Origin of the sequence: Mycobacterium sp. 236(2023), assembly GCF_029623955.1 — a bacterium.
In the GTDB taxonomy this organism is placed as follows: Bacteria; Actinomycetota; Actinomycetes; order Mycobacteriales; family Mycobacteriaceae; genus Mycobacterium.
The window spans coordinates 170,409-181,263 of record NZ_JARSBP010000005.1 but is presented as its reverse complement, the minus strand read 5'-3'; the positions used below and the strand labels follow the sequence as shown (position 1 = coordinate 181,263).

13 protein-coding genes are annotated in these 10,855 nt (G+C 62.6%); 8 read left to right on the top strand and 5 right to left on the bottom strand.

Annotated elements, in window-relative coordinates; genetic code table 11:
* Nucleotides 1-84: 84 nt before the first annotated feature.
* Nucleotides 85-405: an antibiotic biosynthesis monooxygenase gene (locus tag P9A17_RS21660; protein WP_278040793.1), complete on the bottom strand. Its 321-nt coding sequence runs from the start codon at nucleotides 403-405 to the stop codon at nucleotides 85-87.
* Nucleotides 406-487: 82 nt separating this feature from the next.
* Nucleotides 488-1,627, bottom strand: coding sequence for a glutathione-independent formaldehyde dehydrogenase (locus tag P9A17_RS21655; protein ID WP_278040792.1), 1,140 nt, complete (start codon nucleotides 1,625-1,627; stop codon nucleotides 488-490).
* Nucleotides 1,628-2,060: 433 nt separating this feature from the next.
* On the opposite strand from P9A17_RS21655, the gene P9A17_RS21650 reads away from it, so the two are divergent.
* Together P9A17_RS21650 and P9A17_RS21645 are read left to right on the top strand one after the other, a co-directional pair.
* Nucleotides 2,061-2,906, top strand: a complete 846-nt coding sequence (locus tag P9A17_RS21650; protein WP_278040791.1) for an aldo/keto reductase — start codon at nucleotides 2,061-2,063, stop codon at nucleotides 2,904-2,906.
* A 152-nt stretch (nucleotides 2,907-3,058) separates the two neighbouring features.
* A complete protein-coding gene (locus P9A17_RS21645; RefSeq protein ID WP_278040790.1) occupies nucleotides 3,059-3,454 on the top strand; it encodes an STAS domain-containing protein in 396 nt (131 codons plus the stop codon).
* Nucleotides 3,455-3,534: 80 nt separating this feature from the next.
* Here P9A17_RS21645 and P9A17_RS21640 read toward each other — a convergent pair whose 3' ends face one another.
* On the bottom strand, nucleotides 3,535-5,244 hold the full coding sequence (locus P9A17_RS21640) for a helix-turn-helix domain-containing protein (RefSeq protein WP_278040789.1): 1,710 nt from the start codon (nucleotides 5,242-5,244) through the stop codon (nucleotides 3,535-3,537).
* Nucleotides 5,245-5,733: 489 nt separating this feature from the next.
* Here P9A17_RS21640 and P9A17_RS21635 point away from each other — a divergent pair, with 489 nt between their 5' ends.
* From P9A17_RS21635 to P9A17_RS21610, 6 genes are all read left to right on the top strand, one after another.
* Nucleotides 5,734-6,420 (top strand): MEDS domain-containing protein, encoded by a 687-nt coding sequence (locus tag P9A17_RS21635; RefSeq protein WP_278040788.1) that lies wholly within the window; start codon nucleotides 5,734-5,736, stop codon nucleotides 6,418-6,420.
* Nucleotides 6,387-7,868, top strand: a complete 1,482-nt coding sequence (locus P9A17_RS21630) for a toluene monooxygenase (RefSeq protein ID WP_278040787.1) — start codon at nucleotides 6,387-6,389, stop codon at nucleotides 7,866-7,868. The genes P9A17_RS21635 and P9A17_RS21630 overlap by 34 nt, the downstream gene beginning before the upstream one ends.
* A gap of 9 nt (nucleotides 7,869-7,877) precedes the next feature.
* Nucleotides 7,878-8,114 carry a hypothetical protein gene (locus P9A17_RS21625; protein WP_278040786.1) on the top strand — a complete coding sequence of 79 codons (237 nt, stop codon included), beginning with the start codon at nucleotides 7,878-7,880 and terminating at the stop codon, nucleotides 8,112-8,114.
* Nucleotides 8,083-8,439: a Rieske 2Fe-2S domain-containing protein gene (locus P9A17_RS21620; protein ID WP_278040785.1), complete on the top strand. Its 357-nt coding sequence runs from the start codon at nucleotides 8,083-8,085 to the stop codon at nucleotides 8,437-8,439. Before P9A17_RS21625 ends, P9A17_RS21620 begins: the two co-directional genes overlap by 32 nt.
* Entirely contained in the window at nucleotides 8,436-8,726 is a 291-nt protein-coding gene (locus tag P9A17_RS21615) for an MmoB/DmpM family protein (RefSeq protein ID WP_278040784.1), read from the top strand. The genes P9A17_RS21620 and P9A17_RS21615 overlap by 4 nt, the downstream gene beginning before the upstream one ends.
* An 80-nt stretch (nucleotides 8,727-8,806) precedes the next feature.
* The gene (locus tag P9A17_RS21610) at nucleotides 8,807-9,727 is read left to right on the top strand and encodes a toluene hydroxylase (protein WP_278040783.1); all 921 of its coding nucleotides are present in this window, start codon (nucleotides 8,807-8,809) and stop codon (nucleotides 9,725-9,727) included.
* A gap of 13 nt (nucleotides 9,728-9,740) precedes the next feature.
* On the opposite strand, the gene P9A17_RS21605 is transcribed toward P9A17_RS21610, so the two are convergent.
* Nucleotides 9,741-10,340 carry a DUF305 domain-containing protein gene (locus P9A17_RS21605; RefSeq protein WP_278041053.1) on the bottom strand — a complete coding sequence of 200 codons (600 nt, stop codon included), beginning with the start codon at nucleotides 10,338-10,340 and terminating at the stop codon, nucleotides 9,741-9,743.
* On the bottom strand, nucleotides 10,340-10,528 hold the full coding sequence (locus P9A17_RS21600) for a hypothetical protein (protein WP_278040782.1): 189 nt from the start codon (nucleotides 10,526-10,528) through the stop codon (nucleotides 10,340-10,342). Before P9A17_RS21600 ends, P9A17_RS21605 begins: the two co-directional genes overlap by 1 nt.
* Nucleotides 10,529-10,855: the final 327 nt, after the last annotated feature.

Below are 10,855 nucleotides of genomic sequence, written 5' to 3'. Positions count from 1 at the left end.
GTCATCCGCATTGTCGGCGGTTAGAGCGCGGCCTGGTGGAGTATCTCCACCAGGCCGCGCGGCTCAACAGGGAGGTTGCGACGCTCAGTGGGGTACCTTGGCTGCCAGGACATCGGCCGGGAGGATCTCCGGCGGCTGTTCCAAGAGCAGTTCTGCGTTCTCCAGCAGAGATGAGGCGATCGCCCCGTCCAGATGTGCCTGACGTTCGCCGTTCGACGGAAACGCGTCGACGATCCAGAAGGTGGTTGCGTCGGTGCGTAGCGCGAACCAGACGACGGTGCCCTGCTCCTGGTTGGCCAGTCTGAGGGCGTCGGTCAAGAAGATGCGGACGCCGTCCGCCTTATCCGGTTTGGCCACCAGTCTGACAACGAGAGCCACGGTCAGTGAGGGATCGGCTGTACTCATCATTTTCTCCTGTGGGTGCGGTGGGCAGATTTGGCCTCTGAGCCATCAATAGACTTGCGCTGCAGGGGTTCAACACGATGGGCTACGGCTTGAGCACGACCTTCGTCCAACCCTCGTCGCGGGCGTCGAAGTGCTCGTAGGCGCTCGGAGCTTCAGACAACGGCAGCTCGTGGGAGACTATCCACGATGGCTTGGCTCTGCCTTCGTGGATCAGGTCACGCAGTTCACGGTTGTAACGCTTGACGTTGGCCTGCCCAGTTCCCATCCGTTGGCCTTTGAGCCAGAACGTGCCCATCTCGAAAGTGATCCTGCCCTTCTTTCGGTCTTCGTCCGGGGCGCCAGGATCCTGTGGCAGATACAGACCCACCACGCCGATCCCACCGGTGAACTTCACTGCTCGCACCAGATCGTTGAGCACCATCGCCGGATCCTCATGACCTCGGGGGTCATGCGCCTGATAACCGACGCATTCGCAACCGCAATCGGCGCCGGCGCCGTTGGTCTGCTCCAGGATCTGCTCGACGGCAGGTTCCTTCGAATCGTCGATCGCGATGACCCCGATCTGTTCGGCCAGCTTGAGCCGGTCGGGTTGACGATCGACGATCATCACTTTGGCCGCACCCTTGATCATCGCTGAATGGGCAGCCATCAAACCGACCGGGCCTGCACCGAAGACCACAACCGCATCGCCGGGTTGAAGTCCGGCGAGCTCGGTGCAGTGCCAGCCAGTTGGAAAGATGTCCGACAGCATGACGTAGTCGGTTTCCTTTTCCTGCGCGTCCTCGGGCAGCTTCAAACAGTTCGAATCGCCGAACGGTACCCGCAGGTACTCGGCTTGCCCACCGTTGTAGGGACCCATCCCGGCGAAACCGTAGGCCGCCCCGACCATGCCGGGGTCGGGATTATTGGTCAGGCAGTAGGCCGTCAGGCCTTTCTCGCAATTGCGGCAGAAGCCGCAGCTGATGTTGAAGGGCAGACAGACCCGGTCACCGACCTTTACCGATACCACCGCGCTGCCGACCTCGACGACCTCGCCGAGGTTCTCGTGGCCGAGGACCCTACCGGTGTCCATCGCGGTCCGACCCTCATACATGTGAATATCGGACCCACAGATGTTCGTGGTGGTGATCCGGACGAGTACGTCGGTGGGCTCTTCGATGATCGGCTCCGCGACATCCTCGACGCAAACCTGCATAGGGCCCTCGTAGACAACAGCTTTCATGACCAATCCTCATAGCAAAGTCAGGGCTGCCGCGGGCGGGCCGGCGCCGAATTGTCGGCCAACTGCGCAGGCCGTCGCACAACATCCGATCGCCAGACTCCACCAGCGCGGTGCCGCCGTCTTCGTGGCGCCAGGGCGAATTCGCCACTCCTCTTTAGCCCCTGTGGGGCGGCTAACGCGTGCCTCGCCTGGGAGGCACTGCTCGTCAATAGAAAAAGTGGTTTTGCCGCAGGGATTTCAAGCGTCCTCTTTGGCGCCGTCCCGGGGAGCTTGTAACCGCAATCAGCCGTGTACCGGATGAGGATTGGACCCAGAAGATCCATCTGCTTCGCGCAGTTGTACGCCAGTGGGTCGAGGTGTGCCGGGTACTTCGCATGCAGAATTCAGGCAGTTCGGCGAAGCGGTGGCTTCCCGACATTCGAAAGGCGGCGCAATGATGAACTCGGCTCGGCTTGTACAGCTGCCCTCCGGTGAGAAGATTGCTGCCCTTGGTCAGGGCACCTGGCATTTCGCCGAAGCCCCTGGCCGGCGGGCTGAGGAAATCGCTTCGATCCGGCTCGGCATCGACTTGGGAATGACCGTGATCGACACGGCCGAGATGTACGGCAACGGCGCAGCGGAAGCCTTGGTCGGCGAGGCGATCGCGGGCCGGCGCGGCGAGGTATTCCTTGTCGACAAGGTGCTCCCGGACCACGCAACTCGAGCAGGTACGTTCCGTGCCTGCGAGGCAAGCCTGAGCAGGCTGGGCGTCGACCACATCGATCTCTATCTTCTGCACTGGCGGGGTCCTATCCCGCTGGTCGAGACCATCGCAGGCTTTGCTGATCTGAAGCGGCACGGGATGATTCGCCATTGGGGTGTAAGTAATCTCGATATTGACGACATGATCGAACTGTCGGGTATCGCCGGTGGTGATGAGGTTCAGATAGATCAAATCCTCTACAACCTGACCCGCCGAGGCCCGGAATACGCCCTGCTACCGTGGCTGTCCCAACGTGGGATACCGGCGATGGCCTATTCGCCGATCGAGCAGGGCCGGCTGCTCGAAAACCCAGCGCTGCAGCCGATTGCGCACCGGCACGACGCCACTCCTGCCCAGATCGCGCTGGCGTGGGTGCTTCAACACGACGGCGCCGCTGCTATCCCACGCGCCGGAACGATATCGCACGTCCGGCAGAACGCCGCCGCGCAACACATCGAGCTGACACGCAGCGATCTGGTTGAGCTTGATCGAGCGTTCCCGCCGCCCACCCGTCCGAGCCCGCTCGAAGTCCTGTGAACGAATCCGGCGTCGGCAGAGTGAAAGTCGTCGGCACCGGCAGAGTGTGAGCAGTCTTCGTCGCATCCGACCTGCGAACGCAAATTGGACAACGGAGGGACGCTCTGCGGATATCTCAGGCTCTTGCGGTCGGTTTGACTGACTTTCCGATTATGGCCGGAGGAGGCGACGTGAGCCAGAAAGTTCAAGCTGGGCGAACCCAATCGATCGCCATCGACGTCCAACAATTGACCGCGGGCGACACGGTCGTGCACCTGGCCGGCGATGTGATCGGTGACGCTGCCACTGTGTTGCGGCAGACCCTTGCCGACGAACTGTCGCGGGCGCCAAAACGATTGATAGTGAACCTGTCAGAGGTCAGCCGTATCGACGCCCGGGGCGTCGATGCGCTCGCTTGCGCCGCCGCGATCGCAGGCGAGGCGGACCACGACTTCTGTCTGATTGATGGGCAAGCGGGGCGAGTCCACGCTGCTCTCGCCGCGAGACAACTGACCGATCTGTTCGAGATCTTCTCCTCGGTCGGTGAGGCATTACAGACCGCGGGGTGATCGAACTCTCTCAATCGCGTTGAGTGACAACCCCACTCACAACATCGCCGAAGGCATTCGACCGAGTGCCGTCGCCGCGTCTAGTGCCCCTTCTCTTCAGGCAGCGGAGCCCCGGTGACGCGAACAATCCGGGTCGCCAGATGCAGGTTCAGTCGGTCTTCGACATCCTGCAGGTCGCGCCCCAAGATATCGCGAATGCGGCCAAGTCGATAACGCAAGGTGCTTCGGTGGATGGTGAGTGACTTTGCGGTCGCGTCGTAGTTCCCGCCGCAGTCGAGATACTGCGTGAGCGTGACGACCAAGTCGGCCCTCTTCTCGCGGTCGTAGTTCAGAAGTGGACCCAACCACTCCATCACGAATGCGCGAACCTCTGGGCTGTCGCCTGTGTGATCGAGGATGCGGTACAGGCCCAGATCGCCGAAGCGGCGGCCACCGTACGGTGACATCGATCCCGTCTGTACTTGAAGTGCGCGTTGGGCTTCGGCGAATGACCGCGGCAGATCGGAGGGAGCAGTGACCGTCGAACCGATCCCGATTGCACCCTGCTCGGAACCAACCTGGGCTGCAATCGCACGATAGAGCTCGGCCGGGTCGGGTGTGCCGTCTGTGAGTAAGACCGTCATTGTCGGTTTTCGCGCCGCGAGGGAGTGCATGCCTGCCTTTACTGCAAACCGTTGCGCAGCCGCGACGATCACGTCGCCGGGAATCCCATCCCGCCACTGCAGAACTGCGACCGTGTGCGGCACGCGAAGATTGTGATCGAGTGCCTCCGCGCGCATATATGCACTGGAGTCATCCGTTCCGGCCAGCAAGTCTTCGATGAGGTCACGGCGGAGTCGCAGTTCCGTCTCGGCCAGTACGCGTAGATGGGCGAATTCGAGTGCCAATGCCGTCGCGGCATGTTCTAGGGCGACGATGTCGAGACGATCGGCGTGGTTGGTCGGATCGTGGAGGGATACCGCACCAAGGATGTTCGCGTTCTGCCGGACGATCCAGAAGATCCGATGTCCTTCACGCTGGGGTGTGCCAGACGCGCCTGTGCGCCGGAACAACTCTTCGCGGTAGTTGCCTCCCCTGGGCACGTGCGTGTCTGGTTCCACTGCGCCAGACCATGCCCGCGTGTTGCCGAAGACGTCCTCCACCACGACATCCAACGTCGTCAATTCCTTTAGCGAGTCAGCGATTCCCTGAACGCCCGCGCCCGAACCGGAAACGGCGGTCAGGGTGGCGTGGATCCGGTCTTGTCGTCTGAGTTCGGAAATGGTGTCGGAAAGCTGGATGATGGCGCGCTGGCGTTCCTCGATGAGCGCGCGCTGAGTGCCCAGCAGATCAGCACTCGTCATCGCTGCAGCCGTTTGTTGGGCCAAGGCCCTGAGCAGGAAGAGGTCGTAGTCGGAAGGGGCGACTTCAGCGCGGATCACCAGTGCCCCCTTGCTGCCTTCGACCGCCTGGAGTGCAATCGCACGTCGCCATTGACCGTCGTGCAGGTCAATCGTCGAATCGGCCCCCGACGCGGCAATGACGAGAGCGTCAATGTCGCTCTCCAGTTTCCTGTCCGGGTCACGGCCGTCGACCAATGTCCCGTTCAACATCCGGTACGTCGCGTCGGTGTGAAACGCGCCCAGTGACGGCACCGCGTTGGCCGCCAATTCAAGTATCGACACAGCGTCTCGACCGTCGAACATCAACGCCGACAGGACAAGAACGCCGTAAAGGTTCGACAATTGATCGCGAGCGTCCGCAGATGAATGCAGCGCGGGCGTCACGGATGAGGCGATTTCGGGGGGCACGTCCGCCACTGTCAATTTCCGCCTCCCACGGTTGCATTGAACCAGCGCTAGAGCATCACACAAACCAGACCTGTCATCTTCGTCCTGTCAGGACAGTTCTGGGACGGGGGTTTTACAACGACAGCATGGTTGGCCAAATTGCGAGAACGTTCGTCGAGGCGGAAAAATGACAGCTCGCGGGCACACTTGCCACATCGAAATGCGTTGGCTGGTCGGCTCGCAAACCTACTCGTCACCGAGTCACCCGTTCGCCCAATGTGATCCCGCAGGACGAGGTTGCCTCCTGTGGGATGACCGTGGACGCGCAGCCCTGCCCGCAGCTGTACTGGTGTGCAGCGATTTCTGACCCTGCGGGGCCGCAAAGTCAAGCTTCCGGCTGTCGGCTGTCGACGCGGGCAAAGTTCGTCACGCGGTGACGGTTCATTTCGTCCGAGAAGTATCTAGACTGATCTTGATCGACCAATTTGAGCAGATCCGGGGGGTGGAGCTGTGTCCGATGCCCTCGATCTGGGTGTCCCGGGTATCGCCGCGGCGCTGGGCGATCACATCTGCGGCCTCTACTCCACCCTGCTCCAGCGGGACCAAATCCTTCTTCCCTTCCTGGAGGCAGGTCTTGCCGCCGGCGACAAGTGCATCTGTGTCGTCGACGGGAGCGACCCCAAGGAAGTCCTCGCGGCACTCGACTCCCGCGTCCCCGCCGCGAAAATGGCTGCGGACAAACAACTCGACGTCATCCGCGCCCGGGACATGTATCTGCGGTCCGGCGGCTTTTCCGCCGACGAGGTGATCAGCACGTGGAAGGCCGCGATGTCCGACGTCATGTACGACGGCCGCTTCGACGCGGTACGGGCGGTGGAGGCGTGGTCACGCCGTGATGTCGTGCCCGACATGGACGAACTCATGGTGCTCGAAAACGAGATGAATCGATTCCTGCCGTTGTTCCCTCAGGTCGTCGTATGCCTGTACGACATCGATCGCTTCGGCGGCGGGATCGTCGTCAATCTGCTGAAGACGCATCCACGGATGCTGATCGGCGGGATGCTCGTCGAAAACCCCTACTGCATATCACCCGACGAATTCCTTCACCGAGCGGAGCGCGGAAGTTCTGAGACCGCGGATGCCGAAATCACCGAGGCGGCAAAATGGTACTTCGACGAGACGACTGGCTCGAACTAGCCCGCAAGGTCAACTGGACACCCCGCTATGTCGACGAACGGGACATGTTTCCGGAAGAACTCAGCGGGCGTCCCTGGTTGTCGCATGATGCGTGGCGCGACTGGAACGAGGTGTACCGCACCACCTACCGCGAATACGTCGCAAACCAGCGTGAGAAAGACGCCGTAGTGCTCGGTGTGCGGTCGGCATTGGACAAGCCACACCTGTTCGACGGCCTCGATCCCGGTTGGGTGCAACTGGTCAAGTTCCACAACGGTGCGGTGGCGCTCGTAGAGTATGCCGGCGCGGTCGCGGAGTTGCGGATGGCGCGGTTCGGCCGAGACAGTGCCTGGCGGATGATGTCGAGTCTGGGTGCGCTCGACGAGATCCGGCACACCCAGATTCCGTTGCTGATCGGCCACGACATGCTGGCCTTCGACGGCAACTTCGACTGGACGCACAAGGCCTTCCATACGAACGAGTGGGTGATTCTCGCGGCCCGGCACCTGTTCGACGACATGTTTCTCGCCGCCGACGCCATCGACAGCGCGATCCAACTCAACTTCGTGTTCGAGACGGGCTTCAGCAACCTGCAGTTCATGGCAATGGCGGCGATGGCCGACCGTGCCCACCATCACCTGTTCGAGAAGACGCTGGCGAGCATTCAGACCGATGAGGCCCGCCACGCCCAGATCGGCCACCCGGTGATGCGGACGTTGCTCCAGAACGGTTCCCGGGAGCGGGCACAGTACCTCGTCGACAAGATGTGGTGGCGCTGCTGGCGGCTGTTCCTTGCGCTGACGGGAACAGCGATGGAGTACCTGACCCCGGTAGCTGCGCGGACCCGATCGTTCAAAGAGTTCATGAATGAGTGGGTAACGGAACAGTTCATGAAGAACCTCGCCGAGTTTGACCTCGAAAAGCCTTGGTTCTGGGATCTTTTCGTCGAAGAGCTCGACTACGCACACCATAGCTTCCAACTGGGGCTGTATACCTATCGCACTACCCTGTGGTTCGACGTCGCCATGCCTGACGACGCCGAGCGTGAGTGGTTGACCGCAAAGTACCCGCAATGGGAGGCCACCTACGGACCGCTGTGGGACCGGCTCGCGCACCGCTGGGAGACAGACGGCGAGAGCAACACGCTGTCCTACGGGCTACCAGCTCTGTGCAACCTTTGTCAGCTGCCTGCGCTGTTCATCAGACCCGGGCGGAACACCGCGTGCACCCTGGAGATGGGCGGCAGGCGGTACCTGTTCTGCTCCGAACCGTGCCGCTGGATCTTTCAGCAGGAAAGCTCACGGTTCGCGGACCACAAGAGCGTGGTCGATCGCATCGTCGTGGGGGAGGCGCCGGGCAAGCTCACGGAACTGCACAAGTGGATGGGACTCGAGGCACCCGTCGAGACCGGCAAGGACCTTCGGCGCGGACTCGATCCGTGGCGCCTCGATCCGATCCCGACGGCGTAGGAGGCGGGGATGCGCATCTATCTCTTCGGTTACGCCAGCGACGACTTCTTGGCACGAGTCATCGTGACACCGGACGGGCGCACCATCGCGCAGCTGGCTGATCAATTGGTTGCCTGGGGACTGGAGCCCGAGCGGGGCGGGTCGCTGTGCGTGCGCAACGAGATCGGCGTTCTGCTCGATCCCGATTCGACGATCGCCGCGGCAGGATTGGGCAATGGCGACATCTTCACCGTCGAGCGGCGGTGACGGCGCGATGGGGGACTGGCTGGAAGTCGGCAACCTCGAATCCCTTTGGGAGGGCGAGATGTGTGTGGTGAGCGTGGGTGCCGTCGACGTCTTGCTGTGCAACATTGGCGGCCAGGTGCACGCTTATCAGGACCGGTGCCCTCACCTGGCCAACCCGTTGTCGGACGGTGAACTTCGCGACAACATCCTCACCTGTGCTGCCCACGAGTGGGTGTTCGACGCACGGACAGGGAACGGAGTCAACCCCGAAGTCGCATGCTTACACCGCTTTTCGGTGCGTACGGACGGGGATCGCATCCTGGTACACCTCGGGCAAGCCCGATGAGTGGGACTGAGAGCGTGGGCCCAGTCCTGCAGGCCACGCCCTTCGCACGCGCGGTCGTGTCGGCCATCCGGGACGAGAACGACGAGGTGACCGTCCAAGACGAGGGCGCTTACCTGCGCGTGCTGGCCCCTCGAATCTGCCGACTTTCGCGAGCGGGTCTCGAGGCCGCGACGGGGGTGACCGTCCGCTTCCCCGGCGAGTTGGAGGTGGTGATGTCGTCGTTCACCGGCGTCATGCAGCTGACCGAGGACGACGTGGTGTGGCGGCTAGCTGCTGAGCAGTCGTGACACCACCGGAACGGCCGCCGGGGCGTAAAACCTACACACGACTTGCGACGGGCCGACGCATCCCCAGCGATTACGAGCTGATGAGCACGGATCTTCATTACAACTACCCGCGGCGCTTCGAACTCCCGCCCGGAAATTCCGTTGTCGACTGGTACTACCGCCATCGCGAAGGCTCCGCCCTTCAATCGCACGACTGGGATCAGTTCGCCGACCCGCGCCGCACCACCTACAAGATCTACACCGAAGTGCAGGACGGACGCGAAGACGTGATCGACGGCCTGCTCCGGGAGGTCGACGAGACGGGTTACGACGCGCAGCTCGACGAAGAGTGGGTCGGGTTCCTCGACCGCTGGTATTGCCCGCTGCGCTTCCCCGTGCACGGGCTGCAGATGCTGGCCGCCTACGTCGCACAGATGGCGCCGTCGTCCAGGATCACCAACTGCGCGGCTTTCCAGATGGGCGACGAGATGCGTCGGGTCCAGCGGATCGCCTACCGCACTGTGCAATTGGCTGGCCGACCACTCGACGACGAGGCCAAAGCGCGACAGCGGGCGACGTGGGAGGAAGCCGCGGCGTTCCAACCGCTGCGTGAACTCATCGAACGAGCGATGGTTGCTTATGACTGGGCCGAGTCTTTCATCGTGACCAACGTGCTCATCAAGCCCCGGATCGACCGGCTCGTCAACCAGGTCATCGCGGGCAAGCTCGCGAACGCGAACGGCGACCCGATCCTGGCGAGCATCCACTTCTCGCTCGACGAGGATGCTCGCTGGCACCGTGAGTGGACCGCGACGCTGTTGCGACACATCGTCGACGACAACGTCGCCAATCCCGAAGTGGTGTCAGGCTGGATCGAGAAGTGGAGTCCGCTGGCGTCCAACGCGCTTGAGGCGTTCGCCGGCGTGACCGCGGAGGCGCCGGTGCCCTCCGACCCAAGTGCGATTGCGCGCCGCATTACCGACGAAGCAACGACCGAGCTGAGCGCAGCGCTACAGCGTTGACCAAGGACCGCGATCACTGTAGAGCGGTGAGTATGCCTTTCATGGTGTCGACCTGCTGCTGCTGGGTGCCGGCGATCGCGCGTGCCATCGCGACTGCCGGAGAAAACTGACCCTCCTCGATTTCGGCCTGTGCCAAGCTGATTGCGCCGTCGTGGTGGGCAATCATCTGCGTCAGGAACAGCCTGCTGGCGTCGGCGCCTTGGGCCTCGCTCAACACTCCCAGTTCTCGCTCGGTCAACTGGCCCACCATGCCCCCATCTTCAGGCGGGTGGATGACGTCCCATTGGTAGAGCCAGTTCTGCATCTGCTCGAGCTCCGGAACCCGCGTCGCCTTGATCGCGATGGCCAAGTCGGTCACGCGAGGGTCGACGCCCTGTTTGCCCAGGAGGATGTCACTCATCTCGATCTCCTGCTGGTGATAGGGAATCATGCGGCGTACGAACCAGACATCGGCATTGTTGTGCGCCTCGATGCCTGCCGCCGCGGTGGTGGCGGTGGTCGACGTCGTCTGCTCCGCGGGGTTCTCGCGACCGGTGTCGGCACTGGCGCAGGCCACCAGACCGACCAACATCGCCACGGCGCCGATCAAGGTGAGTCGTTTCCACCGCTCCATCACGGCGTCATCGCTTGCGCAGGGGGACAATCACCCCGGCGCAGGATCAGGAACTGATCTGCCAGCCACACCAAGGCCGGACCGTTCGGATTCACGCCGGGGAGCAGGTCGAGCATGGTGTAGGCATCACCCACGCACTGCGCCAGAAAGTTTCGTTCCTTCTGTTCCAGGCCAGCCTGAGTCGTCATGGCGGGATTCCTTTCGTCGAGTCGGTCGTGAGCGGCGAGACCAACCCCATCGCTCCCATCGCTACCTTGGCGTACGAACCCGGCGCGGTCGTCGGCCCGTCGGCACGAGGACGCAGGGTCGGAATCGTCCTTAGGAGACAGGTGGCGTGCCGTCGCCACCTCGACGCGCGAATGTCCGACCCGTGATGGCCCGCCCTTTGCCGCGCGTGTTCTCACGCACGCGAAGACAACTGCAACACGAAATTCGAAGTGCCCCATGGCGTCACGCAGCTGGCTCCAGCGGGCCTACCGCCGCTGGGGTTTTCTGCTCCACGGGGCCGGTGCGGT

Excerpts from the sequence above, each read along its gene's own strand:
- P9A17_RS21655 (WP_278040792.1), bottom strand. The coding sequence starts at position 1,627 with ATGAAAGCTGTTGTCTACGAGGGCCCTATGCAGGTTTGCGTCGAGGAT.
- P9A17_RS21630 (WP_278040787.1), top strand. The coding sequence starts at position 6,387 with ATGGTACTTCGACGAGACGACTGGCTCGAACTAGCCCGCAAGGTCAAC.
- P9A17_RS21600 (WP_278040782.1), bottom strand. The coding sequence starts at position 10,528 with ATGACGACTCAGGCTGGCCTGGAACAGAAGGAACGAAACTTTCTGGCG.
- P9A17_RS21625 (WP_278040786.1), top strand. The coding sequence starts at position 7,878 with ATGCGCATCTATCTCTTCGGTTACGCCAGCGACGACTTCTTGGCACGA.
- P9A17_RS21620 (WP_278040785.1), top strand. The coding sequence starts at position 8,083 with ATGGCGACATCTTCACCGTCGAGCGGCGGTGACGGCGCGATGGGGGAC.
- P9A17_RS21615 (WP_278040784.1), top strand. The coding sequence starts at position 8,436 with ATGAGTGGGACTGAGAGCGTGGGCCCAGTCCTGCAGGCCACGCCCTTC.
- P9A17_RS21645 (WP_278040790.1), top strand. The coding sequence starts at position 3,059 with ATGGCCGGAGGAGGCGACGTGAGCCAGAAAGTTCAAGCTGGGCGAACC.
- P9A17_RS21650 (WP_278040791.1), top strand. The coding sequence starts at position 2,061 with ATGATGAACTCGGCTCGGCTTGTACAGCTGCCCTCCGGTGAGAAGATT.
- P9A17_RS21605 (WP_278041053.1), bottom strand. The coding sequence starts at position 10,340 with ATGGAGCGGTGGAAACGACTCACCTTGATCGGCGCCGTGGCGATGTTG.
- P9A17_RS21660 (WP_278040793.1), bottom strand. The coding sequence starts at position 405 with ATGAGTACAGCCGATCCCTCACTGACCGTGGCTCTCGTTGTCAGACTG.
- P9A17_RS21610 (WP_278040783.1), top strand. The coding sequence starts at position 8,807 with ATGAGCACGGATCTTCATTACAACTACCCGCGGCGCTTCGAACTCCCG.